This window comes from Cedecea sp. B1(4), assembly GCF_059414925.1.
On record NZ_JCAHMZ010000008.1, the window covers coordinates 183,276 to 209,605 of the forward strand.

The window sequence follows — 26,330 nt, forward strand, 5'->3', positions numbered from 1 at the left end:
CTATGTCCAATCATTATCTGCGCATCTTTCAGCAGCCAAAATCAGCCATTTTACTGATTCTGGGCTTTGCGTCCGGCCTGCCTCTAGCCCTGACTTCAGGTACGCTTCAGGCCTGGATGACCGTCGAAAATATCGACCTGAAAACCATCGGTTTCTTCTCGCTTGTGGGCCAGGCCTACGTCTTTAAGTTTCTTTGGTCGCCGGTAATGGACCGCTATACCCCGCCGCTGCTCGGGCGTCGTCGTGGCTGGCTGCTAATCACGCAAATTCTGTTGTTGGTGGCAATTGCCGCCATGGGGTTCCTTGAACCCTCCTCGCAGCTGCGCTGGATGGCTGCCCTGGCGGTGATCATCGCCTTCTGTTCTGCCTCCCAGGATATCGTCTTTGATGCCTGGAAAACTGACGTTCTGTCTGCCGAGGAACGCGGGACCGGTGCCGCCATCAGCGTGCTGGGCTACCGCCTGGCAATGCTGGTTTCCGGCGGTCTCGCGCTCTGGCTGGCGGACCGCTATTTAGGCTGGCAGGCCACCTACTGGCTGATGGCAGCCCTGCTTGTGCCCTGTATTATCGCCACGCTTTTGGCGCCAGAGCCTACAGATGCCGTCCCCGTCCCTAAAAGCCTGGAGCGCGCCGTCGTTGAACCGCTGCGTGACTTCTTTGGCCGCAACAATGCCTGGCTGATTTTGCTGCTGATTGTGCTTTATAAGCTGGGCGATGCCTTCGCCATGAGCCTGACCACCACGTTCCTGATCCGCGGCGTTGGCTTTGATGCCGGTGAAGTCGGCGTGGTGAATAAAACGCTGGGGCTGTGCGCCACCATTTTCGGCGCGCTGCTTGGCGGAATGCTGATGCAAAAGCTGACGCTGTTCCGCGCCTTGCTGATCTTCGGCATTTTGCAGGGCGTGTCCAACGCCGGTTACTGGCTGCTGTCGGTAACGGATAAAGACATGATTACCATGGCGAGCGCGGTGTTCTTCGAAAACCTCTGCGGCGGCATGGGTACTGCAGCCTTCGTGGCGCTGCTGATGACGTTGTGCAATAAGTCATTTTCAGCCACCCAGTTTGCTCTGCTTTCCGCGCTTTCCGCCGTGGGCCGCGTGTATGTCGGCCCGATTGCCGGCTGGTTCGTGGAAGCCCACGGCTGGCCGACGTTCTACCTGTTCTCCGTCGTCGCCGCAGTACCGGGGATCCTATTATTACTGGTCTGTAAGCGCACGCTGGAGTTCACCCAGCAAAACGAAACCTTCATGACGCGCAGTGAATTTGCTCCGGCTTACCGCCTGGCGCTGCGTATTCTGGGCTTTGGCTGCCTGCTGCTGGCGGCGTGGCTGCTGGTTATTATCAGCAATGCGCTTGGGCTGACCGAATGGGCGTTTGGTTTACAGCTGCTGGAATGGGGCGCTTTGTTCGCCATCGGTGGGATTCTGTTTGGCGGTCTGCTGGACTTCCTCGCCCTGCGCAAAACGGCACTTATCTGATAAGAATAAAAAACCGGGCGGATGACCGCCCGGTATGAGAAAGCCGGCAAGGTCACCCTTCCGGCTTTTTTATCACCTTAAGCCAGCGCGTGTGCTGCCGCGTTTTGCCCGGCAAGTGTACCAAAGATGATGATATCGGCGACGGCGTTGCCGCCGATGCGGTTTGCACCGTGAATGCCGCCCACCACTTCACCTGCAGCCCAGACGCCCTGAATCACCTGATGCTGTTCGGTTACCACTTCTGCGCTGGTGTTAATGGTGACACCGCCCATCGTGTGGTGAACCCCAGGTGCAATGCGGATCGCGTAGTATGGCCCGGTGTCCAGTGGGAAACGCATTCCGGTGGTACGCCCAAAGTCTTCGTCCTTTTTCTGCTTCACAAAGCCGTTGTAGCGATCCAACGTTTGCTGCAGCGCATGCGCATCCATATTCAGCTTCACCGCCAGCTCTTCCGCCGTTGTCGCACTGATCACAAACCCACGGGCAATATATTCATCCGCCGCTTTGTTGTTCTGGCGTACCTGCTCATCAAACAGGATCCAGGCACTTTTCTCCGGCAGAGCGATAATCTCTGCGGAAACCTTGTCACGGGTTTCCAGCTCATTGAAGAAGCGCTGCCCTTCCTGACTGACCAGAATGGCCCCGCCGCCGCGAATGGACTCGGAGATCAGATAAGAAGTAGTTTGCTCCACGGTCGGGTGGATCTGGATCTGATCCATGTCCACCGTACCGGCGCCGATCTTCTCCAGCAGGGCAATACCGCTCCCGGTCGCACCTTTATGGTTGGTGGTCACAAAACCTTTCAGCTCAGGGCGGTAGTGAACAACCATTTTACGGTTGGCGCTGAAGCCACCGGTAGCCACAACCACGCTTTTCGCTAGCAGAATATGGTGTTCGTTATATTCGTTCGCGACCTTAACCCCGGTTACCACGCCGTTTTCATGCAGAATCTCTTCCACGGTGGTATCCAGCAGAACGTCAATGCTGCGCTGGTTGACGTTGTTGACCAGGCCGCTTATCAGGAAGCCACCAACGGCCGAGCGGTCTGCCGGGCGGTGTGTACGGTCAATGCTCATCCCGCCGGTGATGGTAATGTCGTTCAGGACGATATCCAGGCTTGCCAGCCAGTCAATGGCGCCTGGCGCGCGCTCGACGAACTCTTTAAGCAGCTCGGTATTGTTTCTGAATTTACCGCCTTTCAGCGTCTCATCGTAGAACAGCTCTTTGCTGTCTTTGATGCCCTTCATCGCCTGGAAGCGCGTTTCCGCGGCGTTCATACCCACGGAGGCTTTGATGGTGTTACCGCCGATGGTTGGCATCTTCTCGATGATCACCACTCGGGCACCGGCATCGGAAGCACGAATAGCCGCCGCCAGGCCTGCGCCCCCGCTGCCGATCACCGCCACATCATAACTTTGAGGTGCATCCGGGTTGCCGCCTTCTTCAATCACATGCTCTTTGCTGGAGGTGGTCATCGCGCGGGAGACCGCTTTCTTCAGGGCCTCACTTTGTGCCGTTGCCCCGGTCACGGCATCCACATACGGGCTGTTGGCCACCAGCATACGCGAGCGCAAAATTTCGAAACTTGGGGTGAAATCGACATCCACCGAATCGTCCTGCACCAGAGTAATGTCGGTGATACGGTCAGTGTCGAGCGTGACGCTGATTTTGAGCTTGAGCGCTTCGGCCTCCACTTTTTCCTGGAAGACCCCGGCTTTGTATTTACGGCCAGACGTACTGGTGTCGCGGATCATGGCATCGACCAGCGAGAATCGCCACAGCGGCTCGGGAATCAGCAGCTCTTCGCGCTTGGTGCTGTCAATGAACAGATCCAGCGTTTCATTTTTTAGAATGCGATCGGCCCAGTCCGGGTAGGCAATACAGGCTTTACCGACGGCAATCAGGTCGTAACCCAGGCCCAGCGCTTCTTCGGCATCGCTGCGGTTAACAACCCCGCCCACCCCGATAACCGGCACTTTCGCCAGCGTTTCAGACCGCATCGTCAGATACTTGTTGATCAACATGGTCGGATCTTTGGTATCGACGATCGACGCACGTTTGAAATAACCCACGGAGAAGTGCAGGTAATCCACGCCCCTTTCCGCCAGCTTTTCCAGCAGGTACATGGTGTCGTCAAAGCGAATGCCCGGCACCTCAATCTCTTCCGGCGAGAAACGGTAGCCGATAATAAAGGAAGCATCGGCGAAGCGGCTGGCCATTTTGTGGGTGATTTCGAGCACTTCCAGCGGGAAGCGAGCGCGGTTGTCGCGGCTGCCGCCCCACTTATCGTCACGCTGGTTGGAGTTTGGCGAATAGAACTGCTGAATCAGATAAGTGTTTGCGCCGTGGATCTCCACGCCGTCGAACCCGGCTTTAATGGCACGGTTAACGGCATCGCCAAACTTGGTGATCATCACATCCACTTCTTCGGTGGTCAGGGCTTCTGGCGTCGTGGCTCCTTCACGCGGTGCGGCAATCGCGCTTGGCGCGACGGGCTTCTTGCCGCCAATCAGCTCCGGTTCAACCATTCGGCCGCCGTGATAAATCTGCAGAATGGCTTTAGAACCGCGGGATTTAATCGCGCTGGCAATGCGCGCGAGTCCTGGGATTTTGTTATCGCTGTCGATAGCCAGCGCGCCAGGGAAAGCGGGGCCTTTAGGATCGATAAAGCAGCATTCAACAATGACGGTACCGATCGTGCCGGCACGTTCGCGATAATACTCAACCAAATCGCTCGGCACGCTACCGTCGTAAAAACCGGTACAGGTGGTCATCGGCGCCATGATCAGGCGATTTTTCAGCACCGCGCCGTTGGGCAGGGTAAGTGGCTTCAGGATCGGAGTTTTGGAGTTCATTCTTTATCATTCCAGCAGGTGAGGTCGACATTGTCCGGCACTCAATGAACAGCCCCGGCAGGCAACACAATTATCAGGAGTAACGTAATTTGAATTAGGGAACAGAAACGGCAATTTTGCGGAATATATTTTTCGAATGTTAGTCAACACCTTAAAAAAAGCAAATACAAATAATAACCATAAATAACAAAAGGTTTTATATCACTCTGCTTCTACTGAATAGTCGATGGCAATCAGCGAAGTGGCATATTTACATCAGGTTACGATTTGATCTTTAACCACCTAAAGACTATGGATATAAATGAACCGGATTTTTTTAGTTAAATATAATCGTTGGCTTTTTGCTATACAGAAACCAAAATCAAATACCTGACACGGCCAGCAGGAGCGCAAAAGAAGGGATAATCTCCTATTGTTTCAGTATGATGAAGGATTCAAGAAACAATCGCTTATCACTCAATAAATATGAGGTTAAATGGAGACAGGTAGCAGGTGCGATGGGCGGTCAGATTTGCACCGGTTAAAAAAACTATCATGAATGTATAAAATTCTGCCTATAAAAGATGAGGTGGAAATAAAAGTCGGGAAACAGGTTTTGCAGGGAATATTAATCGAATTCATCATGATAACTTTAAGGCACAGGCTATGACTAACACCTCACCAATAAGCGCGACAGCGAAAGCATCGCCCCCGGATGCGGGGAATAAAAAGCGCTTGATATTGCTATTTTTACCTATCCTTATCAGCATCATTATATTACTGCTTCCGGTTCCGGCCGGATTAGAGCCCTACGCATGGCACTTCTTCGCCATCTTCGTCGGCATGATTGTCGGGCTGATCTTCGAACCCTTACCAGGAGCAGTTATCGGGCTGACAGGCATCGTGGTTATCGCACTTTTCAGCCAGTGGCTGTTGTTTAGCCCGGCCGAGCTGGCAGATCCTAAATTTAAGCTGGCGAGCCAGTCCTTCCAGTGGGCGGTCAGCGGCTTTAGCAACTCCACCGTGTGGTTGATCTTCGGCGCCTTTATGTTTGCCGCCGGCTACGACAAAACGCAGTTTGGCCGCCGCCTGGCGCTGATTTTGGTGAAGTACCTGGGCCGACGCAGCCTGACGCTGGGTTACGCGATCACCTTCGCCGATCTGCTTCTCGCCCCGTTCACTCCGTCTAACACCGCGCGCAGTGGGGGCACTATTTACCCGATTATTGCTAACCTGCCGCCGCTGTATGGCTCTCTGCCCAATGACCCAAGCTCGCGCAGGATTGGCTCTTACCTGATGTGGGTGGCGATCAGTGCGGCCTGTATCACCAGCTCGATGTTCCTCTCCGCGCTGGCACCGAACCTGCTGGCGCTGGCGCTGGTGAAAAGCATCATCGGCTTTGAGATCTCCTGGGGCATGTGGTTCCTGGCCTTCCTGCCGCTGGGCGTGCTGCTGATCCTCACCATGCCGCTGCTGGCTTACTGGTTCTACCCGCCGGAAGTGAAGGTGAATGACGAAGTGCCGAAATGGGCTGCCGCAGAACTGGAAAAACTGGGCAAACTGTCGCGCAACGAAATCCTGCTGCTGCTGTTTGTCTGTAGCGCCCTGCTGATGTGGATTTTTGCCGCCGCGTGGATTGAGCCTGCAATGGCCGCTCTGCTGGTTATTATCCTGATGCTGTGGACCGGCGTGCTGAACTGGAACGACATTATCAGCAATAAACCGGCCTGGAATACCTTTGCCTGGTTTGCCACCCTGGTAGCGCTGGCCGATGGCCTCGCGCGCGTGGGCTTTATTGCCTGGCTGGGTAAAGAAGGTGCCGCGCTGCTGCACGGCTTCGACCCGCAGGTATCGGCGGTGATGCTGCTGGTGGCGTTCTACCTGCTGCACTATCTGTTTGCCAGCACCACGGCGCACACCACCGCCCTGCTGCCGGCCACGCTGACCATCGCCGCATCAATTCCGGGTATCAATATGCCTGTCTTCTGCCTGATGATGGTGACTTCACTCGGCGTGATGGGGATCATCACCCCGTACGGCACCGGCCCAAGCCCGATTTACTACGGCAGCGGCTACCTGCCAACCAAAGATTACTGGCGAATGGGTACCATCTTTGGCGCCATTTTCCTCTGTTCGCTGATGCTTATCAGCTACCCGTGGATGGTACTGATGTTCTGATGCACAACGTTTGATGCAAAAGCCCCCGGCATAAACCGGGGGCTTTTTTGCTTTATGAGACATGGCAGCGACGCTCGCACAGTAAAGTTAGCGTGCCAGGTGTCGGATAAAATATGACCAGACGCGCCTTAAAGACACTCACCCTGTCTGTATATAAAACACCCAAAACCAAAAGCAATCGGCGTTTAATGCCCTAGATGAAATGTAATTAATACCGGAAAGTTACTTTTTTTGTCTATTAATTACCCAGGCCATTAAATGTTACCGTCGAGGACGATTTATCGTAATTAAATACAGTTTTCTTTAATTACTTTGTTCAATAAGCATTAAAAGATTATCCTTAACGATTCAGCCCGGTGAGAAATTAATATTTGTTGGAAACATGTGACAAATGCTGCCGCATTGTTAATCAAATGTATTTTAATTTGACTGGTTATACTCATTTCCCCGGACTATTTCCGCCAACATAGGTTTTCGTTATAACCTGCGGAGCCCGCGCACCAACGCTAGATTTTACAGTTTGTTGCATTCTGTGTGACATCGTAGGCAGAACCCGGTAACACCCTACTGACACTGCGCCATTCATGTTTACAGTAATGTAACCTTCCCGTAAAATGCCGGCACACTTTAAACGACAATAGAGCTCCCTGGAATTGAGGTCGTTAAATGAGACTCAGGAAATACAATAAAAGTTTGGGATGGTTGTCATTAATCGCAGGCGCTTTTTTACTCAGTGGCTGTGATTCTGCACTCCTGGATCCCAAAGGACAGATCGGACTGGAACAACGTTCACTGATACTGACGGCCATCGGCCTGATGTTGATTGTCGTTATCCCTGCAATTGCAATGGCTATCGGTTTTGCCTGGAAGTATCGGGCATCCAACAAAGACGCCAAATACAGCCCTAACTGGTCGCACTCGAACAAAGTGGAAGCTGTAGTCTGGACGATTCCTATCCTTATCGTTATCTTCCTCGCGGTACTGACCTGGAAAACCACTCACTCTCTTGAACCTAGCCGCCCGCTGGAACATGAAGCGAAGCCGGTGACCATCGAAGTTATCGCCATGGACTGGAAATGGTTCTTCATCTATCCGGAGCAGGGTATCGCTACGGTGAATGAAATCGCCTTCCCGGCCAATACCCCAGTGGAATTCAAAATCACCTCTAACTCGGTGATGAACTCCTTCTTTATTCCGCGCCTGGGTAGCCAAATCTACGCAATGGCAGGTATGCAGACCAAACTGCACCTGATTGCCGATGAAGCCGGCACCTACGACGGTATTTCGTCAAACTACAGCGGTAAAGGTTTCTCCGGCATGAAGTTCAAGGCTATCGCCACGCCGGACATGGACACCTTTAACCAATGGGTTGCTAAAGCGAAACAGTCTCCTGAAGTCATGAACGATATGGCGACCTACGAGAAACTGGCCGCGCCAAGCGAATACAACAAAGTCGAATACTTCTCCAGTGTTAAACCTGATTTGTTTAAAGACGTGATTAACAAATTTATGGGACACGGGAGCATGCACATGGCCAAGCCGGAAGGTGAACAGGCTTCCCATGACGATATGAAAGGCATGGAAGGTATGGAAGGCATGGACATGAGTCACGCGGAAACCTCTCACTAAGGGGCCGAGGAATAATACGATGTTCGGAAAACTTACACTGGATGCAATCCCGTACCATGAGCCAATTGTCATGGTTACGGTTGCGGCAATCATCGTCGGGGGACTGGCGCTGCTTGCGGCTATCACTTACTTCGGTAAGTGGGAATATTTATGGAAAGAGTGGCTAACCTCCGTTGACCACAAACGCCTCGGCGTGATGTACGTTATCGTCGCTATCGTCATGCTGCTGCGCGGCTTTGCCGATGCGGTAATGATGCGTAGCCAGCAGGTGCTGGCCTCCGCCGGCGAAGCAGGCTTCCTGCCGCCTCACCACTACGATCAGATCTTTACCGCCCACGGCGTTATCATGATCTTCTTCGTGGCGATGCCATTTGTTATCGGCCTGATGAACATCGTTGTGCCTTTACAGATTGGCGCGCGTGACGTTGCCTTCCCGTTCCTGAACAACCTGAGCTTCTGGTTCACCGTTGTCGGCGTGGTGCTGGTTAACCTGTCACTGGGCGTGGGCGAATTCGCTCAGACCGGCTGGGTAGCTTATCCACCGCTATCGGGGATTGAGTACAGTCCAGGCGTCGGGGTCGATTACTGGATCTGGAGTCTCCAGCTGTCCGGTATCGGTACGACACTGACGGGTATTAACTTCTTTGTGACCATTCTGAACATGCGTACCCCGGGTATGACCATGTTCAAAATGCCGGTGTTCACCTGGGCTTCGCTGTGTACTAACGTACTAATTATCGCCGCGTTCCCAATCTTCACCGTGACCGTCGCGCTGCTGACCCTAGACCGCTACCTTGGCACCCATTTCTTTACCAACGATATGGGTGGCAACATGATGATGTACATCAACCTCATCTGGGCATGGGGCCACCCGGAAGTTTATATCCTGGTGCTGCCGGTGTTTGGTGTGTTCTCTGAGGTGGTTGCAACCTTCTCTAAAAAGCGTCTGTTCGGTTACACCTCCCTGGTGTGGGCGACCATCGCGATTACCGTTCTGTCGTTCATCGTTTGGCTGCACCACTTCTTCACCATGGGCAGCGGGGCGAACGTAAACGCCTTCTTCGGTATTGCCACCATGATTATCGCCATCCCGACCGGGGTGAAGATCTTCAACTGGCTGTTCACCATGTATCAGGGCCGCATCGTCTTTAACTCCGCGATGCTGTGGACCATTGGCTTCATCGTCACCTTCTCTATCGGTGGGATGACCGGTGTTCTGCTGGCGGTGCCGGGCGCGGACTTCGTGCTGCACAACAGCCTGTTCCTGATTGCACACTTCCACAACGTTATCATCGGCGGCGTGGTCTTCGGTTGCTTCGCAGGTCTGACCTACTGGTGGCCAAAAGCGTTCGGCTTCACGCTGAACGAAACCTGGGGCAAACGCGCCTTCTGGTTCTGGATTATCGGTTTCTTCGTGGCATTTATGCCGCTGTACGTGCTGGGCTTCATGGGCATGACCCGTCGTCTGAGCCAGCAGATCGATCCACAGTTCCACACCCTGCTGGTTGTTGCAGCCTGTGGTGCGGCGCTGATCGCTCTGGGCATTCTGTGCCAGCTGATTCAGTTCTACGTTTCTATCCGTGACCGCGAGCAGAACCGCGATCTGACCGGTGACCCATGGGGTGGCCGTACGCTGGAGTGGGCAACGTCTTCCCCACCTCCGTTCTATAACTTCGCCCACCTGCCGCACGTTCACGAGCGTGATGCATTCTGGGAGATGAAAGAGAAAGGTGAAGCGTACAAGCAGCCTGCGCACTATGAAGAGATTCATATGCCGCGTAACAGCGCAGCCGGTATCATCATCGCTGCATTCAGCACCGTGTTTGGCTTTGCCATGATCTGGCACATCTGGTGGCTGGCGATTGTTGGCTTTGCCGGCATCGTTATCACCTGGATTGCGAAAAGCTTCGACGAAGATGTGGATTACTATGTTCCGGTGGCTGAAGTCGAAAAACTGGAAAATCAGCATTTCGAAGAACTCACCAAAGCAGGGCTGAAAAATGGCAACTGAGACTGTAAATAACGCCCACGCCGCGGAGCACGGGCACCACGATGCGGGAACCAATAAGGTCTTTGGTTTCTGGATCTACCTGATGAGCGACTGCATTCTGTTCTGTTGCTTGTTCGCGACCTATGCCGTTCTGGTGAACGGCACCGCAGGTGGCCCGGCAGGGAAAGACATCTTCGAGCTGCCGTTCGTGGCCGTTGAAACTGCCCTGCTGCTGGTGAGCTCCATCACCTACGGCATGGCGATCATCGCCATGAATAAAGGCAACAAAAGCCAGGTTATCTCCTGGCTGGCGCTGACCTTCCTGTGCGGTGCAGGCTTCGTTGGGATGGAAATCTATGAATTCCATCACCTGATCAAAGAAGGCTTCGGCCCGGATCGCAGCGGCTTCCTGTCAGCGTTCTTCGCGCTGGTCGGTACCCACGGTCTGCACGTAACTTCCGGTCTGGTGTGGATGGCATTCATGATGATTCATGTTTCCCGCCGCGGCCTGACCAGCACTAACCGTGCGCGTCTGATGTGCCTGAGCCTGTTCTGGCACTTCCTTGACGTGGTTTGGATCTGCGTATTCTCTGTAGTCTATCTGATGGGGGCAATGTAATGAGTCATTCAACTGAACATAGCGGCGCCCACCACGGTAGCGTGAAGACCTACATGACAGGTTTTATCCTGTCTATCATCCTGACGGCTATTCCGTTCTGGATTGTAATGGAAGGCACGGCCTCTCACGGCACCATGCTTGCCGTGATCCTGGTAACTGCAGTCGTCCAGATTCTGGTGCACCTCGTGTGCTTCCTGCATCTGAACACCTCGTCGAGTGAGCGCTGGAACCTGGTGGCCTTCGCCTTTACGGTGCTGATTATTGCCATTCTGGTGATTGGCTCGATCTGGATTATGTGGAACCTCAACCTGAACATGATGGTTCACTAAGAGCGGCATGTATGATTAAGCAATACCTGCAAGTAACGAAACCAGGAATTATTTTCGGTAATTTAATTTCTGTCATTGGGGGATTTTTACTGGCCTCGAAGGGCAATATTAATTACCCGCTGTTCCTCTATACGCTGGTTGGCGTATCACTGGTGGTCGCATCAGGTTGTGTTTACAACAACTTTATCGACCGCGATATCGACCAGAAGATGGAGAGAACGAAAAATCGGGTGCTGGTTAAAGGCCTGATTTCACCGAAAATTTCGCTGGTGTACGCCACCGTGTTGGGTATTGCTGGCTTCATGCTGCTGTGGTTTGGTGCAAATCCGCTGGCAATGTGGCTGGCCGTGATGGGCTTCGTGGTGTATGTCGGGGTGTATAGCCTCTACATGAAACGCCACTCGGTCTACGGCACGCTCATCGGCAGCTTGTCCGGTGCGGCTCCTCCGGTTATCGGCTACTGCGCCGTGACCAACGAGTTCGACACCGGCGCCGCTATCCTGCTGGCTATCTTTAGCCTGTGGCAGATGCCGCACTCCTATGCGATTGCCATCTTCCGCTTTAAAGATTACCAGGCCGCCAATATTCCGGTTCTGCCGGTGGTAAAAGGCATTTCCGTCGCCAAGAACCACATCACGCTGTACATCATCGCTTTTGCGGTGGCGACGCTGATGCTTTCTCTGGGCGGCTATGCCGGATACAAATATCTGATCGTCGCCGCGGCGGTCAGCGTCTGGTGGCTGGGTATGGCGCTGCGGGGCTATAAAGTGGAAGACGATAAGGTCTGGGCGCGCAAGCTGTTCATCTTCTCTATCGTGGCCATTACCTCGCTGAGCGTCATGATGTCGGTCGATTTCATGGTGCCAGACTCACATAATCTGCTGACTTACGTCTGGTAAGTCGCGAAAAGCATAAAAGGGCACCTCGGTGCCCTTTTTTATCAGTATCATCAAAGCACCTGCCCTGTAATATCTGCTAAATAACTAACGATTTACCCACCCCTGCCCTCGCACTACACTAAGGCCGACTTTTTATCTGAGGTGGTAATGAACGATTACAAAATGACGCCCGTCGAGCTGCGTGCGACGTGGGGTTTAGGCACTGTCTTTTCCCTGCGTATGCTGGGTATGTTTATGGTATTGCCGGTTCTTACCACTTGGGGTATGGCGCTGCAGGGCGCAAGCGAAGCGCTCATCGGCCTGGCAATCGGCATTTATGGCCTGGCGCAAGCCGTCTTCCAGATCCCTTTCGGCCTGCTTTCTGACCGTATTGGCCGCAAGCCGCTTATCGTTGGCGGGCTGGCTATCTTTGTGCTCGGCAGCGTTATTGCCGCCTTGAGCGACGCCATTTGGGGCGTCATTTTAGGCCGTGCACTGCAGGGATCCGGCGCAATCGCCGCCGCTGTTATGGCGCTACTCTCCGATCTAACCCGTGAACAGAACCGAACCAAAGCGATGGCCTTTATCGGCGTCAGCTTCGGGGTAACCTTCGCCATCGCGATGGTGCTCGGCCCGATCATTACTCAGGCGCTTGGCCTGCAGGCGCTGTTCTGGATGATTGCCGTCTTAGCCAGCTGCGGCATTCTGATTACGATTTGGCTGGTCCCGAATAGCAAAACGCACGTGCTTAACCGCGAGTCGGGAATGGTCAAAGGCTGCTTCCGCAAAGTGATGATGGAGCCAAAGCTGCTGAAGCTGAATTTCGGCATCATGTGCCTGCACATCATGCTGATGTCCACCTTTGTCGCCCTACCGGGCCAGCTTGAACAAGCGGGGTTTCCAGCGGCTCAGCACTGGAAAGTCTATCTCTGCACCATGCTGATTTCGTTTGTTTCGGTCGTACCCTTTATTATTTATGCCGAAGTTAAACGCCGCATGAAGCACGTCTTTGTCGGCTGCGTGGTGGTACTTTTGATTGCTGAGATCGTGCTTTGGGGGGCGGGCCCGCACTTCTGGGATCTGGTGATTGGCGTGCAGCTGTTCTTCCTCGCCTTTAACCTGATGGAAGCGATTTTGCCTTCACTTATCAGCAAAGAATCTCCGGCGGGCTACAAAGGCACCGCCATGGGCATCTACTCCACCAGCCAGTTTATCGGCGTAGCCATCGGCGGCTCGCTCGGCGGCTGGCTGAACGGGCTGTTTGATTCGCAAACCGTCTTCCTGGCGGGCGCGGTGTTGGCGATGGTCTGGCTATTCGTCAGCTGGACAATGCAGGAGCCGCCTTACGTCAGCAGCCTGCGCATTGAGCTGCCAGAAAGCAGTGCGAACGACGAACATTTGCGTGAAAGGCTGCTGGCTCAGCCAGGCGTGAGTGAAGCGAATATCATTCCAGAAGAACGCAGCGCGTATGTGAAAATCGACAGCAAGCTGACGAACAGATATGAGATTGAGCAGGTAGTGAAAGGATAGAACATCCCTCACCTGATGCGGTGAGGGATTAAGCAGCATTCCCTCTCATTTTTCAGGAGAGGGAGTGAATCAGTCGCGGAAGTTCTTAAACTGGAACGGCTGCCCCAGATTGCCGCCACGAATCAGCGCCATTACGGCCTGTAAATCATCGCGAGCTTTACCCGTCACGCGGATCTCTTCGCCCTGAATCTGGGTCTGAACCTTCAGCTTGCTGTCTTTAATCAGCTTAATGATTTTCTTCGCAACGCTTGCTTCAATACCCTGTTTCAGCTTAGCTTCCACGCTCCAGGTTTTGCCGCTGTGAACAAACTCTTCAGGCACATCAATAGAGCTGCCTTCGATGCCGCGCTTAAGCAGCTTGGCGCGCAGGATATCCAGCAGTTGGTTTACCTGGAAGTCAGATTCGCTGGCAACTTTGATGGTCTGATTTTTTTCATTCAGCTCAAAGCTTGCCGGCACGTTGCGGAAGTCAAAACGGGTCGCCAGCTCGCGCTCGGCGTTCTCTACCGCGTTGTTTACTTCCTGCAGGTCGATTTCAGAAACGATATCAAAAGATGGCATGTGTTTTCTCCCTCTCTGGTTTGCGTTGCATAATACCCGCTGGGCTGCGCAAAACAACCTGTTAAAGAGCCGGGAAGCCGATAACGCTATAATAGAAAGTAAGTTTAGCATTCGCGTAGTGTGCGAATGGGGAGGCAATAATGAAAATCACCGTGCTGGGTTGCGGTGCGCTGGGTCAGCTCTGGTTGACCGCACTTCACAAGCAAGGGCATGAGCTTCAGGGCTGGCTGCGTGTGCCGCAGCCGTATTGCCACGTCAATCTGCTCGATACCACCGATGGCAGCGTCTTTAACGAGTCCTTCACGGCTAACGATCCCGAATTTCTCGCCACCAGCGACCTCCTGCTGGTGACGCTCAAAGCGTGGCAGGTTTCCGATGCCGTGCGCACTTTGGCAGCCCAACTGCCTTCGAGCTGTCCGATATTGTTGCTGCATAACGGGATGGGGACGCTGGATGAGCTAAACGGATTGCCCCAACCTTTGTTGCTCGGATTAACCACTCAGGCCGCGAAAAGAGACGGAAACGTGATTGTGCACGTCGCTTCCGGCATCACTCACGTTGGTCCGGGGAACGCTAAAGCCAGCGACTTCAGCTACCTTGCAGATACACTCCATGCCGCGCTGCCCGATGTGGCCTGGCACAACAATATTCAGCCGGCGAGCTGGAACAAACTCGCGGTAAACTGCGTGATAAACCCGCTGACCACGCTGTACAACTGCACTAACGGCGAATTGAAGAATCATCTCGATGAAGTGGCCAGCATTTGTGAAGAAGTAGCCCAGGTGATGACGCGCGAGGGCCACCACACCTCGCCCGAAAGCCTGCTGGATTATGTCGGGCAGGTGATTGAAAGCACGGCAGAAAATACCTCATCGATGCTGCAGGACATCCACCTGGAGCGCCACACGGAAATTGACTATATCACCGGCTACCTGTTGCGCAGAGCGAGAGCTCACGGCGTCCCTGTGCCTGTGAATGCCCGGCTCTATGAGCAGGTTAAACGTAAGGAGAATGAATATGAGCGCACAAGCGCTGGTCTGCCTGGCACCTGGCACTGAAGAGACCGAAGCGGTTACCACTATCGATCTGCTGGTCCGCGCCGGGATCAAGGTGACGACGGCAAGCGTTGCTCCCGATGGCGACCTGAAAATTGTTTGCTCACGCGGCGTGAAATTACTGGCGGATGCACCGCTGGTTGAAGTCGCCGACGGCGATTTTGACATCGTGGTGCTCCCTGGCGGCCTGAAAGGTGCCGAATGCTTCCGCGACAGCCCGCTGCTGGTCGAGACCGTGCGCCAGTTTCATCTGTCAGGCCGAATCGTTGCCGCCATTTGTGCGGCGGCAGGCACTGTTCTGGTCCCGCACGAGCTGTTCCCGATAGGCAACATGACCGGTTTTCCAGGCCTGAAGGACACCATTCCCGAAGGGCAATGGCAGGATAAACGTGTTGTCTGGGACCCACGAGTTAACCTGCTCACCAGCCAGGGGCCGGGAACCGCGATTGATTTTGCACTGAAGATTATCGATTTGCTGGTGAGCCGCGAAAAGGCTCATGAAGTGTCGCAGCAGCTGGTGCTGGCGGCGGGGATTTATAGCTTCAGGGATTACCAGTAAGAACCCCTCACCCTAACCCTCTCCCCAGAGGGACGAGGGAACCAGGACGGTGCACGCCCTCTTCTTTCGAGAAATCGAGCTAACCAGAGCTCTCTCCCTTTTAGGGAGAGGGCCGGGGTGAGGGTCAGTCCTTTACGGGCGGTAAACCTTAATATTCTTAAAGCCCTGCTCGCTCAGATACAGAGCCTGCAGGCGGCTCATCACGCCACGCTCGCACCACAGCAGGTAAGTTTTGCTCTGGTCGAGATCGCCGAACTTAGTGCTCAGCTTGTAGAACGGTAGCGCCACAACCTCAACGCCTTCCAGCGCAAAAGGTTTCTCGTCCACTTCGTCGTTGGAGCGAATGTCCAGCAATACCTCGTTGGCGCCAAACGCATTAACCGTTTCGACTTCCACGACGTCCTGCTTCGTCTGGGTCGCAATATCGCGAATATCGATATTGGTCGCCTCGGCAACCACGCGATCCAGAATCGAGAAGTCAAACTTCTGCTCTTCTTCCTCAATCTTCGCCTTCACAGCTTTCACGGTCGGGCTTTTCGAGATCACGCCGCAGTATTCTGGCATGGTGCGAGCGAAATCAGCGGTACCGATTTCACGGGCCAGATCGATAATGTGCTCTTTGTCGTGAGAGATCAGCGGACGCAGGATCAGCGTATCGGAAACGTTGTCGATAAGGCGCAGGTTGGTCAGCGTCTGGCTGGACACCTGGCCTAACGCTTCGCCGGTCACCAGTGCCTGAACGCCATAGCGCTCGGCAACCTGAGAGGCGGCGCGCACAAACATACGTTTCAGCACAACGCCCATCTGCCCGTCTTCCACTTTCTCCAGGATCTCGCCGACCACTGGCTCAAAGTTAATGGCAACAAAACGCACACGGTGAGAGCTGCCGAAGCGGTTCCACAGATAATGTGCCACCTGCTTCACGCCGATTTCATGAGCAGCACCGCCCAGGTTGAAGAAGCAGTAATGCACGCGGCAGCCGCGACGCATCAGCATGTAGCTGGACACGCCGGAGTCGAAGCCACCGGAAATCAGCGACAGTACGTCTTCCTGAGTCCCGATTGGGAAACCGCCGATACCTTCGTAACGGCCTTTAACCAGCAGCAGGCGATCGTTTTCAATCTCAAGGTTAACCGTCACGTCCGGATCGTTGAGCTTAACGCGCGCGGATTCGATGTGCTGATTCAGGCCGCCGCCAACGTAGCGCTCAACTTCAATGGAGCTAAATTCGTGTTTGCCACGGCGTTTTACGCGCACGCAGAAGCTCTTACCTTCCAGTTTGTCGCGGTACAGCTCCAGCGCCTGCTCAAAGATATTGTGCATGTCAGTGTACGGCACATCTTCAACTTCAAGAATGTGGTGGATACCCGGAATGCGGGTCAGCGCTTCACGAATGGCGATACGCTGGTTTTCATCTTTGGCGCGAACTTCAATGTTGTCCCAGTGGCGAACAACCGCCAGGCTCTCATCGTAGTGTTTTAAAACGTTACGAATATTCCCGGTGAGCATCTTAATAAAGCGTATGCGCACAGATTGGCTCTTGATGGTGATTTCCGGGAACAATTTAATGATAAACTTCATGGCGGTAAGGGTTCGTTTAGTCAGCCGGGCTGGCTGCGCAGCACGCGGGCATAGAAAGAAGTACTTGCAGCGGCGTCATGCCACCTGCATCCGAGGCGCGCAAGTATATCACCATCCCACAAAGACTGCGCACCTTAACCGACTTGCACGAGCTAGCTTGATAATCACATTGACTCCGCTACCATGTCGGCGTCGAATTAAAACAGAGTCAGACATTCACCATGCCGAAAAAAACCGAATCTCCGGCCAGCTTCGAAACCGCACTGGTCGAACTTGAGCAAATAGTTACTCGTCTGGAAAGCGGCGATCTTGCCCTTGAAGAGGCGTTAAACGAATTTGAGCGCGGCGTGCAGCTGGCTCGCCAGGGGCAAGTGAAACTCCAGCAGGCAGAGCAGCGCGTACAGATCTTACTGAGCGACAACGAAGATGCCCCTCTGACTCCCTTTACCCCGGACGCCGAGTAATATGGATTTTAATCAACAGCTTCAGGCCCACGTTGTACGGGTTAACGACGCTATTGCGCGCTTTCTGGCGCCGCTGCCGTTTCAGAACAGTCCACTGGTTGAAGCGATGCACTATGGCGCACTATTGGGCGGTAAACGCCTGCGCCCGTTCCTGGTGTACGCCACCGGCGAAATGTTTGGCGTCGCCGACGAAGCGCTCGACGCGCCTGCTGCGGCAGTGGAATGCATTCACGCCTACTCCCTGATTCACGATGATTTACCGGCCATGGATAACGACGATTTACGTCGTGGGCAGCCGACCTGCCACATAAAATTTGGCGAAGAGAACGCCATTTTGGCCGGAGACGCCCTGCAAACGCTGGCGTTTTCTATACTGAGTGATGCGCCAATGCCCGGCGTTGATATTGCCGATCGCTTAGCCATGGTTTCGGAATTAGCCACCGCCAGCGGTGTGGCAGGTATGTGTGGCGGCCAGGCGCTGGATTTAGAAGCCGAAGGCAAGCAAGTTGACCTGGCTTCCCTGGAACGCATTCACCGCCATAAAACCGGGGCATTGATTCGCGCCGCCGTTCGCCTGGGCGCGCTGAGCGCTGGTGAAGCAGGCCGAAAAGCCCTGCCGATTCTGGACCGCTATGCTGCAAGCATCGGCCTCGCTTTCCAGGTTCAGGATGACATCCTGGACGTTGTCGGCGATACCGCTACGATAGGCAAACGCCAGGGTGCCGACCAGCAGTTGGGCAAAAGTACCTATCCGGCGCTGCTGGGGCTTGAACAGGCGCAGGCAAAAGCGCAGGATCTCTATCAGGAAGCACTGCAGGCTCTGGCCGAACTTGCCGAGCTGTCGCTGGACACGGCGGCACTGAAAGCGTTAGCCAACTACATTATCCACCGTGATAAATAACGTATAACAACGATGAGTTTAGATTTCTGATGAGTTTTGATATCGCCAAATACCCGACCCTCGCTCTGGTGGATGCCAGCCCGGATCTGCGAGTGCTGCCTAAAGAGAGCTTACCTAAGCTTTGCGATGAGCTGCGCCGTTACCTGCTCGACAGCGTAAGCCGCTCCAGCGGGCACTTTGCCTCCGGCCTCGGCACGGTCGAACTGACCGTGGCGCTGCACTACGTCTATAACACGCCGTTCGATCAACTCATCTGGGACGTCGGCCACCAGGCCTACCCGCACAAAATTCTGACCGGCCGCCGCGATAAAATTGGCACCATTCGCCAGAAAGGCGGCCTGCATCCGTTCCCATGGCGCGCGGAAAGCGAGTACGACGTGCTGAGCGTAGGCCACTCTTCCACCTCCATTAGCGCGGGTATCGGGATCGCCGTTGCCGCTGAAAAGGAAGGGAAAGACCGGAAAACCGTTTGCGTGATTGGCGATGGCGCAATTACCGCCGGGATGGCCTTCGAAGCGATGAACCATGCCGGCGATATCCGCCCGGACATGCTGGTGGTGCTTAACGACAACGAAATGTCGATTTCCGAGAACGTCGGCGCGCTGAACAACCATCTGGCGCAGCTGCTTTCCGGCAAGCTTTACTCCACGCTACGCGAGGGTGGCAAAAAAGTTTTCTCCGGCGTGCCGCCAATCAAAGAGCTGCTGAAGCGTACCGAAGAGCATATCAAAGGCATGGTGGTGCCAGGGACGCTGTTTGAGGAGCTCGGCTTTAACTATATCGGGCCTATCGACGGCCACGATGTCATTGGCCTGGTGAATACGCTGAAGAACATGCGCAGTCTGAAAGGCCCGCAGTTCCTGCATATCATGACCAAAAAGGGGCGCGGCTACGCCCCGGCAGAAAAAGATCCGATCAGCTTCCACGCGGTGCCTAAGTTCGATCCGCAGAGCGGGACACTGCCGAAAAGCACCGGTGGCCTGCCAAGTTACTCGAAGATTTTCGGCAACTGGCTCTGCGAAACCGCAGCCCACGATGACAAGCTGATGGCAATCACGCCTGCCATGCGTGAAGGCTCCGGCATGGTGGAATTCTCGCGCCAGTATCCTGACCAGTACTTTGATGTGGCGATTGCCGAGCAGCACGCAGTGACCTTCGCTGCGGGCCTGGCGATTGGCGGCTATAAGCCAGTGGTTGCGATCTATTCCACCTTCCTGCAGCGCGCTTACGACCAGGTGATTCACGACGTAGCGATTCAGAAGCTGCCGGTGATGTTTGCCATCGATCGCGCAGGCATTGTCGGTGCTGACGGCCAGACGCACCAGGGCGCTTTTGATATCTCCTTCCTGCGCTGCATCCCGGATATGGTTATCATGACGCCAAGCGACGAAAACGAATGCCGCCAGATGCTGCACACGGGTTACCACTACAGCGCAGGTCCAAGCGCCGTGCGTTACCCGCGTGGGACCGGAACCGGCGCAGAGCTGGAACCGCTCGTGGAGCTGCCGCTGGGTAAAGGTGTAGTGAAACGCGAAGGCGAAAAAATTGCGCTGCTCAACTTCGGCACTTTGCTGCCGGAAGCCGCAGCGGTAGCCGAAGCGATGAATGCCACGCTGGTCGATATGCGTTTTGTTAAGCCACTGGATGAAGCCCTGATTCTGGAACTTGCCGCCAGCCACGACTCTCTGGTGACGATTGAAGAGAACGCCATTATGGGCGGGGCCGGGAGCGGCGTTAACGAAGTGCTGATGGCTCACCGTAAACCGGTTCCGGTGCTTAACCTCGGCCTGCCTGATTTCTTCATTCCTCAGGGCACCCAGGAAGAAGCGCGCGCTGCGATTGGCCTTGATGCGGCCGGGATCGAAGCTAAGATTCGGAGCTGGGTGGGTTAACTTCATCCGTACACTCAATAATTCAACCCACAGCACGACGGCAAGCGAGCATATCCCGATGAGCTTACTTAGGTAAGTGATTCGGGTATGAGAGCGCCGCCAACACCGCTGTGGTTTGAAGGATGACGTGTACGGCCTGCTATGCTTAATAGATCTTCCTACATAGCAGGAGCGATATCATGCAATACAACCCGCTAGGCACCACCGACCTCAATGTCTCCCGCCTTTGCCTCGGCTGTATGACCTTTGGCGAACCGGACAGCGGCAGCCATGCCTGGACGCTTCCCGAAGAGAGCAGCCGGGAAATAATCCGCCGCGCGCTGGAAAACGGCATCAATTTCTTCGACACCTCAAATAACTACTCCGACGGCAGCAGCGAAGAGATTTTAGGCCGCGCGCTGCGCGACTTCGCTCGCCGCCAGGACGTTGTGGTTGCCACTAAGGTTTACAACAAAGTTGGCGATCTGCCTCAGGGCCTCTCCCGCCCACAGATCCTGCGTTCGATCGACGAAAGCCTGAAACGGCTCGGCACCGACTACGTCGATTTGCTGCAAATCCACCGCTGGGACTACAGCACGCCTATTGAAGAGACGCTAGAGGCACTTAACGACGTGGTTAAGGCCGGGAAAGCACGTTATATCGGCGCCTCTTCAATGCGCAGCGATCAGTTTGCTCAGGCCCTGACTTTGCAGTCTCAGGCAGGCTGGGCAAGATTCGTTACCATGCAGGATCACTACAACCTGATTTACCGTGAAGAAGAGCTGGAGATGCTCCCGCTGTGCTACAAAGAAAAAATTGCGGTGATCCCCTGGAGTCCGCTCGCACGAGGCAAGCTGACTCGTCCATGGGGAGATACCACAGCAAGATCCGTCTCGGATGAAGTGGGCAAATCGCTGTACCAGACCAATAACGAAAACGACGCGCTTATCGCCGAGCGGCTGGCAAATATCGCGGCAGATAGGGGCGTTTCACGCGCGCAGGTGGCGCTGGCCTGGCTACTTAGTAAACCGGGTATTGCCGCACCTATTATTGGCCCATCAAGGCAGGAACAGCTGGACGACCTGCTTGGTGCGGTAGATTTAACGTTGAAACCCGAGGAGATTGCCGAGCTGGAGACGCCGTATCAACGGCATCCCGTGGCGGGATATAAATAATCGCCCTCGCAGGTTCACTCTTTCGACTTTGGGTTTTGCTCCCTCTCCCTTAAAGGGAGAGGGTTGGGGTAAGGGTCATGACCAGCTACCAGGAAAAGTGATCGTAACCCTTCATCTCCAGCGTCACCGGCTTCCCTTCACGGGTAAACTGCAGCCCTTCAGAGGCAGAAACAATCTGCCCGATACAGGTGTAAGGCACGCCCAGATTGCCGATAGCCACTTCCAGCGCCCCGCGATTTAGCTCCGGCACGGTGAAGCACAGCTCATAGTCTTCGCCCCCGGACATCGCCCATTTCAGCGCCTGTTCTGGCTCCACGTGCTCACGCAACGCTTCGGAATACGGCAGCAAATCGAGATCGATACGCGCCCCGCAGTCGCTGGCTTTCAGGATATGACCGAGATCGGAAATCAACCCATCTGAGAGATCGATGGCACTGTTGGCCAGATCGCGCAGCGCCTGCCCGTGTAAAACACGCGGCGTTGGGCGCAGATGCCGCTTAAGCAGATAATCCGCATGCTGTGTATTCGAAACCTGCAGACGCTTTTGCAGAATTGCCAGACCAGCCGCGCTGTCGCCCGGCGTGCCGGTGACATAGATCCAGTCCCCTGCTTTTGCACCGCTGCGCTTCAGCGCCCGGCCAGCCGGGATCATGCCGTGAATACCCAGCGTCAAAGAGAGCGGGCCACGGGTTGTGTCGCCGCCAATCAACTGCATATCGTAATAATCCAGCTGTTCAAACAGGCTGTCGCTGAATGCCTCCAGCCACGCTTCATCCACTTCCGGGAGCGTGATCGCCAGCGTCAGCCAGGCCGGATCTGCGCCCATTGCGGCCAGATCGCTTAAATTCACCGCCAGCGCTTTGTAGCCCAAATCACGCGGGTCGATATCCGGCAGGAAGTGATTACCGCTCACCAGCGTATCGGTGCTGATCGCCAGCAGTTGTTTTTCGGGTACCGACAGCAACGCACAGTCGTCGCCAATACCGGCTTCCACATCACGACGAGAACTTGTAACGCGATCGAAGTAACGGGCAATCAGGGAAAACTCACCGCATGCCATGCGTGATACCTCAGGAATGTCAGTTGCAGGAAAAAAGAAGGCCGGGAAAACCCGGCCAGGAGATTACTTCTTGTGGGGACGAATAGCGGGAGCAGCTTTATCGAGAACGCCGTTAACGAACTTATGGCTGTCTTCGGCACCGAAGGTTTTCGCCAGCTCAATCGCTTCGTTGATGGCCACTTTATATGGCACATCATCACGTTTGGACAGTTCAAACAGCGCAATGCGCAGTACCGCTTTTTCCACCTGACCCAGCTCTTCAAGCAGACGGGACAGGTAAGGCTTCATTAGCCCATCCAGATACGCGCTGTTGGTAGCCACGCCGCTCAGCAGCTCGCGGAAGTAGACAACGTCAACATCTTTGACGTCCTGTTCCGCCAGGAACTGGTATTCGACATCAGCAATGTCGTTTTTAGACAACTGCCAGGAGTAGAGCGCCTGGACGGCACACTCACGGGCGCGGCGACGAGCAGCAGGTTTCACGGATTTCCCCTTACAAAAATCAGGCCTTGATGGCTTTCAATACATTAATCATTTCAAGCGCGGTCAGTGCAGCTTCTGCACCTTTGTTACCGGCTTTAGTGCCAGCGCGTTCGATGGCTTGTTCAATGCTTTCAGTGGTCAGCACGCCGAAGGCAACGGGAATACCGCTGTCCTGGCCTACGCTTAACAGACCGTTGCTGGCACCGCCGGCAACGTATTCGAAGTGTGCAGTGCCTCCGCGAATCACGGTACCCAGCGCGATAACAGCATCGTATTTACCGGTTTTAGCCAGTGCATCAGCGGCCAGCGGCAGCTCGTAAGCGCCCGGCACCCAAACTACGGTGATGTTTTTGTCTTTCACCTGACCAATGCGTTTCAGGGCGTCGATAGCACCTTCCAGCAGGCTGTCATTGATGAAGTTGTTAAAACGCGCGATGGTGATGGCGACGCGAGCGTCAGGAGTAGCAACAGCAGCTTCAATAATGTTCATAATCTTCCTTTACGGGTTCTGTTTAGCCCCGCAGGGGGGCGGATTTTATCATAATCTTTTCGTGACTGCTTACGTTTTACTGGCGTCCGTAAATGGGCGTCAAATGCAGGCACAAATCGGGGCCAACCTGGCGGACTTCGCTAAAGCTGAACTCCGGCGCATCAGCAAGTTTTTCAAGGCCAGGAAGCTCGCACAAACCGCGGGCATCATTGCCTAATAATTTAGGTGCGACATAGACAATCAGCTCATCCACCAGGCCTGCCTGCAACAGCGCCCCGGCAAGCGTTGCCCCGGCCTCAACCCAGACAGAATTCACCTGCCGTTTGCCAAGCTGCATCATTAACACGACCAAATCAAGATGCCCATTATGTTCAGGCACCAGCAGTTGCTCGACGTCCTCCGGCCAGGATTGTTCATCCGCCTGGCTGCGGGCAAGCCAGGTTTGCCCCGGATTGGCAATAATTTGGTGCTGTGGCGTTACCCGGTTTTGACGATCCAGCACAATACGAATCGGCTGACGTAAATCCTGTTGGGAATAAATAGCCTGGCTGGCGCTATCCAGCTCATCCCTGCGCACCGTTAATGACGGGTTATCTGCCAATACGGTCGCATCGCTGGAAAGAATCGCGGCACTTTGCGCACGCTGGCGCTGCACATCGCGACGCGCCAGGGGAGAGGTAATCCATTTGCTCTCTCCGCTTGCCATCGCGGTACGGCCATCCAGCGAAGCACCAAGCTTAAGCTGGATAAATGGAAAACCCGTGCGCATACGCTTGAGGAACCCGCGGTTCAGCGCTTCAGCTTCGTTCATCATCAGGCCGTGGCTGACTTCAATGCCCGCCTGCTGCAAGCGGTAGAGGCCCCGGCCGGCAACCTGCGGGTTAGGATCCTGCATGGCGGCTACCACGCGAGAAACGCCTGCGGCAATCAAGGCATCACAGCACGGTGGCGTGCGGCCATGGTGGCTGCAGGGTTCGAGCGTAACGTAAGCCGTTGCGCCCCGGGCCTGTTCGCCTGCCATGCGCAAAGCGTGAACTTCCGCATGAGGTTCACCGGCGCGAAAGTGGAACCCTTCCCCCACAATCTTGCCGTCTTTAACTATCACGCAGCCGACATTCGGGTTCGGTGCAGTGGTAAAACGCCCGCGCTTAGCCAGCTCAAGCGCTCGAGCCATAAACTGTTCATCAAGGGACATCGGCATTAATCCTGTAAACGGGCGATTTCTTCACCAAATTCTTTGATATCTTCAAAGCTACGGTAGACCGAAGCAAACCGAATATAGGCGACTTTATCCAGCTTTTTGAGCTGCTCCATCACCAGGTTACCGATGAGTTTACTCGGGATTTCGCGTTCGCCGGTTGCTCGAAGGTGCGACTTAATATGGCTGATGGCCATTTCCACGTCGTCAGAATTGACCGGACGTTTTTCCAACGCTTTCAGGATGCCGCTGCGCAGTTTGTCTTCGTTAAACGGCTCGCGCACCTCATTACTCTTCACCACTCTCGGCATCACCAGCTCCGCAACCTCGAAAGTCGTGAAGCGTTCGTGACAGACCAGACACTGGCGCCGACGGCGTACGGAGGAACCTTCACCCACCAGGCGAGAGTCGATAACTTTGGTGTCCACGGCGAAACAGAATGGGCAATGCATAGCGTTTCCTGCTGGGATTATAAAGATGAACAATAGTTTACCGCGAAGTTGTGGGAGTACAAAGACAGCGCCGACACTGCAACATCAAATATGACTTTTCAAGCGCGAAGTACTACGCTTAAATCAGCGAACCTTAGCAAGGAAAAACTAACCATGACAAAGACTTACTTAAGAATCATCCTGGTTTCAAGCCTGATAAGCCTGACCGCTTGTGCCCAGCAAACTGAAGTGCGTCAGATGCGCAGCCAAATTGGTTCGCTAAATCAGGAAATGACTAAACTTAGCCAGCAAACGGTGAAGCTGACCCAGCAGAATGCCCTGAACGCGAAGTCGACCAGCGGCGTTTATCTGCTACCGGGTTCAAACACGGCAGCGCGCCTCAACAGCCAGATTGGTAACCTGAAAATGTCGCTGACAAACGTTGCGGCTGAAGCCAACGGCACCCGCGCCACGCTGCTGATTCAAGGGGAGTCGAACGATCCGCTGCCGGCATTTAGCGGCAAAGTAGAATGGGGGCAGATCCAGGGCACCACCGACAGTTTCCAGGAAGTTAATGTGCAAACGCAGTCCATAGACGCCCCGGCCAGCATTCTCGCCCCAAGCGACGTGTCGATTCCGCTTCGCCTGTCCGGTATCACGCCCGATCAATTAGGGTTTGTGCGCGTTCATGATATCCAGCCAGTTTCTTCCGCGCAGCCAGCACCGGCGCAATAATTCTTTCGCCCCCTTGTCCGGCGCTCGCTTCAACCACAGCTTCGCTTCTTACCCTCCACCTAGCCCTCTCCCTAAAAGGGAGAGGGAATAAATCATCGGCAGTTTTCCCCCCCTCCCTCTGGGAGAGGGCCGGGGTGAGGGTCGAAGTCACCCCGTTCTCCCGAAAGCGATGAAACAAAAAGGTGACTAAGATACATTTTTCGACGAGAGAGCTTGTCACACTCTTTCTCACGCCCCGCACAATATGTGAAGCAGCCCCACTATTATCACTTCGCCCTTAGAGTGATCCACATCACATTTA

The 26,330-nt window shown here is 54.6% G+C and carries 23 protein-coding genes; 15 read left to right on the forward strand and 8 right to left on the reverse strand.

The window, feature by feature from the left end:
* The first annotated feature begins 2 nt into the window (after window positions 1-2).
* Window positions 3-1,478, forward strand: coding sequence for a muropeptide MFS transporter AmpG (gene ampG, locus ACR6JA_RS18005; protein WP_494494042.1), 1,476 nt, complete (start codon window positions 3-5; stop codon window positions 1,476-1,478).
* 77 nt (window positions 1,479-1,555) lie between these two features.
* Here ampG and ACR6JA_RS18010 read toward each other — a convergent pair whose 3' ends face one another.
* Window positions 1,556-4,333: a flavocytochrome c gene (locus ACR6JA_RS18010; protein ID WP_494494041.1), complete on the reverse strand. Its 2,778-nt coding sequence runs from the start codon at window positions 4,331-4,333 to the stop codon at window positions 1,556-1,558.
* A 645-nt stretch (window positions 4,334-4,978) separates the two neighbouring features.
* Here ACR6JA_RS18010 and ACR6JA_RS18015 point away from each other — a divergent pair.
* The 7 genes from ACR6JA_RS18015 to ACR6JA_RS18045 all read left to right on the forward strand — a co-directional run bounded on the left by ACR6JA_RS18015 (window position 4,979) and on the right by ACR6JA_RS18045 (window position 13,465).
* Window positions 4,979-6,490 carry an anion permease gene (locus tag ACR6JA_RS18015; RefSeq protein ID WP_494494040.1) on the forward strand — a complete coding sequence of 504 codons (1,512 nt, stop codon included), beginning with the start codon at window positions 4,979-4,981 and terminating at the stop codon, window positions 6,488-6,490.
* A gap of 666 nt (window positions 6,491-7,156) precedes the next feature.
* A complete protein-coding gene (gene cyoA, locus ACR6JA_RS18020) occupies window positions 7,157-8,119 on the forward strand; it encodes a cytochrome o ubiquinol oxidase subunit II (RefSeq protein WP_039290768.1) in 963 nt (320 codons plus the stop codon).
* 19 nt (window positions 8,120-8,138) lie between these two features.
* On the forward strand, window positions 8,139-10,130 hold the full coding sequence (gene cyoB, locus ACR6JA_RS18025) for a cytochrome o ubiquinol oxidase subunit I (protein ID WP_166866359.1): 1,992 nt from the start codon (window positions 8,139-8,141) through the stop codon (window positions 10,128-10,130).
* Window positions 10,120-10,728, forward strand: coding sequence for a cytochrome o ubiquinol oxidase subunit III (locus ACR6JA_RS18030; protein ID WP_008454595.1), 609 nt, complete (start codon window positions 10,120-10,122; stop codon window positions 10,726-10,728). The genes cyoB and ACR6JA_RS18030 overlap by 11 nt, the downstream gene beginning before the upstream one ends.
* Window positions 10,728-11,057, forward strand: coding sequence for a cytochrome o ubiquinol oxidase subunit IV (locus tag ACR6JA_RS18035; RefSeq protein WP_008454594.1), 330 nt, complete (start codon window positions 10,728-10,730; stop codon window positions 11,055-11,057). Before ACR6JA_RS18030 ends, ACR6JA_RS18035 begins: the two co-directional genes overlap by 1 nt.
* 11 nt (window positions 11,058-11,068) lie before the next feature.
* A complete protein-coding gene (gene cyoE, locus ACR6JA_RS18040) occupies window positions 11,069-11,956 on the forward strand; it encodes a heme o synthase (RefSeq protein WP_166876103.1) in 888 nt (295 codons plus the stop codon).
* Window positions 11,957-12,103: 147 nt separating this feature from the next.
* Window positions 12,104-13,465, forward strand: a complete 1,362-nt coding sequence (locus ACR6JA_RS18045; protein WP_494494039.1) for an MFS transporter — start codon at window positions 12,104-12,106, stop codon at window positions 13,463-13,465.
* 69 nt (window positions 13,466-13,534) lie between these two features.
* Here ACR6JA_RS18045 and ACR6JA_RS18050 read toward each other — a convergent pair whose 3' ends face one another.
* Window positions 13,535-14,026: a YajQ family cyclic di-GMP-binding protein gene (locus ACR6JA_RS18050; protein ID WP_008454581.1), complete on the reverse strand. Its 492-nt coding sequence runs from the start codon at window positions 14,024-14,026 to the stop codon at window positions 13,535-13,537.
* A gap of 140 nt (window positions 14,027-14,166) precedes the next feature.
* Between ACR6JA_RS18050 and panE the strand changes: the two genes are divergently transcribed.
* The gene (gene panE, locus ACR6JA_RS18055; protein WP_213713198.1) at window positions 14,167-15,084 is read left to right on the forward strand and encodes a 2-dehydropantoate 2-reductase; all 918 of its coding nucleotides are present in this window, start codon (window positions 14,167-14,169) and stop codon (window positions 15,082-15,084) included.
* A complete protein-coding gene (gene yajL / locus ACR6JA_RS18060; protein ID WP_008454578.1) occupies window positions 15,044-15,640 on the forward strand; it encodes a protein deglycase YajL in 597 nt (198 codons plus the stop codon). The genes panE and yajL overlap by 41 nt, the downstream gene beginning before the upstream one ends.
* A gap of 132 nt (window positions 15,641-15,772) precedes the next feature.
* Here yajL and thiI read toward each other — a convergent pair whose 3' ends face one another.
* Window positions 15,773-17,221: a tRNA uracil 4-sulfurtransferase ThiI gene (thiI, locus tag ACR6JA_RS18065; RefSeq protein ID WP_008454575.1), complete on the reverse strand. Its 1,449-nt coding sequence runs from the start codon at window positions 17,219-17,221 to the stop codon at window positions 15,773-15,775.
* A gap of 221 nt (window positions 17,222-17,442) precedes the next feature.
* On the opposite strand from thiI, the gene xseB reads away from it, so the two are divergent.
* The 4 genes from xseB to ACR6JA_RS18085 all read left to right on the forward strand — a co-directional run bounded on the left by xseB (window position 17,443) and on the right by ACR6JA_RS18085 (window position 21,632).
* Window positions 17,443-17,685, forward strand: a complete 243-nt coding sequence (gene xseB, locus ACR6JA_RS18070; RefSeq protein ID WP_494494038.1) for an exodeoxyribonuclease VII small subunit — start codon at window positions 17,443-17,445, stop codon at window positions 17,683-17,685.
* 1 nt (window position 17,686) lies between these two features.
* Window positions 17,687-18,586, forward strand: a complete 900-nt coding sequence (ispA, locus tag ACR6JA_RS18075; protein ID WP_494494037.1) for a (2E,6E)-farnesyl diphosphate synthase — start codon at window positions 17,687-17,689, stop codon at window positions 18,584-18,586.
* A gap of 29 nt (window positions 18,587-18,615) precedes the next feature.
* Window positions 18,616-20,478, forward strand: coding sequence for a 1-deoxy-D-xylulose-5-phosphate synthase (dxs, locus tag ACR6JA_RS18080; RefSeq protein WP_213713195.1), 1,863 nt, complete (start codon window positions 18,616-18,618; stop codon window positions 20,476-20,478).
* A gap of 179 nt (window positions 20,479-20,657) precedes the next feature.
* Window positions 20,658-21,632: an aldo/keto reductase gene (locus ACR6JA_RS18085; RefSeq protein WP_494494036.1), complete on the forward strand. Its 975-nt coding sequence runs from the start codon at window positions 20,658-20,660 to the stop codon at window positions 21,630-21,632.
* Window positions 21,633-21,717: 85 nt separating this feature from the next.
* On the opposite strand, the gene thiL is transcribed toward ACR6JA_RS18085, so the two are convergent.
* From thiL to nrdR, 5 genes are all read right to left on the reverse strand, one after another.
* Window positions 21,718-22,692: a thiamine-phosphate kinase gene (gene thiL, locus ACR6JA_RS18090; protein ID WP_213713190.1), complete on the reverse strand. Its 975-nt coding sequence runs from the start codon at window positions 22,690-22,692 to the stop codon at window positions 21,718-21,720.
* Between the two features lie 63 nt (window positions 22,693-22,755).
* A complete protein-coding gene (nusB, locus tag ACR6JA_RS18095; RefSeq protein WP_008454563.1) occupies window positions 22,756-23,175 on the reverse strand; it encodes a transcription antitermination factor NusB in 420 nt (139 codons plus the stop codon).
* Between the two features lie 19 nt (window positions 23,176-23,194).
* Window positions 23,195-23,665 (reverse strand): 6,7-dimethyl-8-ribityllumazine synthase, encoded by a 471-nt coding sequence (gene ribH, locus ACR6JA_RS18100; protein WP_008454557.1) that lies wholly within the window; start codon window positions 23,663-23,665, stop codon window positions 23,195-23,197.
* Between the two features lie 76 nt (window positions 23,666-23,741).
* On the reverse strand, window positions 23,742-24,860 hold the full coding sequence (gene ribD / locus ACR6JA_RS18105) for a bifunctional diaminohydroxyphosphoribosylaminopyrimidine deaminase/5-amino-6-(5-phosphoribosylamino)uracil reductase RibD (RefSeq protein WP_494494035.1): 1,119 nt from the start codon (window positions 24,858-24,860) through the stop codon (window positions 23,742-23,744).
* Between the two features lie 5 nt (window positions 24,861-24,865).
* Window positions 24,866-25,315, reverse strand: a complete 450-nt coding sequence (gene nrdR, locus ACR6JA_RS18110; protein WP_008454553.1) for a transcriptional regulator NrdR — start codon at window positions 25,313-25,315, stop codon at window positions 24,866-24,868.
* A gap of 153 nt (window positions 25,316-25,468) precedes the next feature.
* On the opposite strand from nrdR, the gene ACR6JA_RS18115 reads away from it, so the two are divergent.
* Window positions 25,469-26,029 carry a SadB/YajI family lipoprotein gene (locus ACR6JA_RS18115; RefSeq protein ID WP_008454551.1) on the forward strand — a complete coding sequence of 187 codons (561 nt, stop codon included), beginning with the start codon at window positions 25,469-25,471 and terminating at the stop codon, window positions 26,027-26,029.
* Window positions 26,030-26,330 lie beyond the last annotated feature (301 nt).

Bases quoted from the DNA above. Each gene is read 5' to 3' on its own strand.
- ACR6JA_RS18035 (WP_008454594.1), top strand. From the start codon at position 10,728: ATGAGTCATTCAACTGAACATAGCGGCGCCCACCACGGTAGCGTGAAG.
- ACR6JA_RS18010 (WP_494494041.1), bottom strand. From the start codon at position 4,333: ATGAACTCCAAAACTCCGATCCTGAAGCCACTTACCCTGCCCAACGGC.
- ACR6JA_RS18030 (WP_008454595.1), top strand. From the start codon at position 10,120: ATGGCAACTGAGACTGTAAATAACGCCCACGCCGCGGAGCACGGGCAC.
- thiI (WP_008454575.1), bottom strand. From the start codon at position 17,221: ATGAAGTTTATCATTAAATTGTTCCCGGAAATCACCATCAAGAGCCAA.
- yajL (WP_008454578.1), top strand. From the start codon at position 15,044: ATGAGCGCACAAGCGCTGGTCTGCCTGGCACCTGGCACTGAAGAGACC.
- ribH (WP_008454557.1), bottom strand. From the start codon at position 23,665: ATGAACATTATTGAAGCTGCTGTTGCTACTCCTGACGCTCGCGTCGCC.
- ACR6JA_RS18045 (WP_494494039.1), top strand. From the start codon at position 12,104: ATGAACGATTACAAAATGACGCCCGTCGAGCTGCGTGCGACGTGGGGT.
- panE (WP_213713198.1), top strand. From the start codon at position 14,167: ATGAAAATCACCGTGCTGGGTTGCGGTGCGCTGGGTCAGCTCTGGTTG.
- ampG (WP_494494042.1), top strand. From the start codon at position 3: ATGTCCAATCATTATCTGCGCATCTTTCAGCAGCCAAAATCAGCCATT.
- ACR6JA_RS18115 (WP_008454551.1), top strand. From the start codon at position 25,469: ATGACAAAGACTTACTTAAGAATCATCCTGGTTTCAAGCCTGATAAGC.
- cyoB (WP_166866359.1), top strand. From the start codon at position 8,139: ATGTTCGGAAAACTTACACTGGATGCAATCCCGTACCATGAGCCAATT.
- thiL (WP_213713190.1), bottom strand. From the start codon at position 22,692: ATGGCATGCGGTGAGTTTTCCCTGATTGCCCGTTACTTCGATCGCGTT.
- ACR6JA_RS18015 (WP_494494040.1), top strand. From the start codon at position 4,979: ATGACTAACACCTCACCAATAAGCGCGACAGCGAAAGCATCGCCCCCG.
- ACR6JA_RS18085 (WP_494494036.1), top strand. From the start codon at position 20,658: ATGCAATACAACCCGCTAGGCACCACCGACCTCAATGTCTCCCGCCTT.
- nrdR (WP_008454553.1), bottom strand. From the start codon at position 25,315: ATGCATTGCCCATTCTGTTTCGCCGTGGACACCAAAGTTATCGACTCT.
- cyoE (WP_166876103.1), top strand. From the start codon at position 11,069: ATGATTAAGCAATACCTGCAAGTAACGAAACCAGGAATTATTTTCGGT.
- ACR6JA_RS18050 (WP_008454581.1), bottom strand. From the start codon at position 14,026: ATGCCATCTTTTGATATCGTTTCTGAAATCGACCTGCAGGAAGTAAAC.
- ribD (WP_494494035.1), bottom strand. From the start codon at position 24,860: ATGTCCCTTGATGAACAGTTTATGGCTCGAGCGCTTGAGCTGGCTAAG.
- xseB (WP_494494038.1), top strand. From the start codon at position 17,443: ATGCCGAAAAAAACCGAATCTCCGGCCAGCTTCGAAACCGCACTGGTC.
- cyoA (WP_039290768.1), top strand. From the start codon at position 7,157: ATGAGACTCAGGAAATACAATAAAAGTTTGGGATGGTTGTCATTAATC.
- ispA (WP_494494037.1), top strand. From the start codon at position 17,687: ATGGATTTTAATCAACAGCTTCAGGCCCACGTTGTACGGGTTAACGAC.
- dxs (WP_213713195.1), top strand. From the start codon at position 18,616: ATGAGTTTTGATATCGCCAAATACCCGACCCTCGCTCTGGTGGATGCC.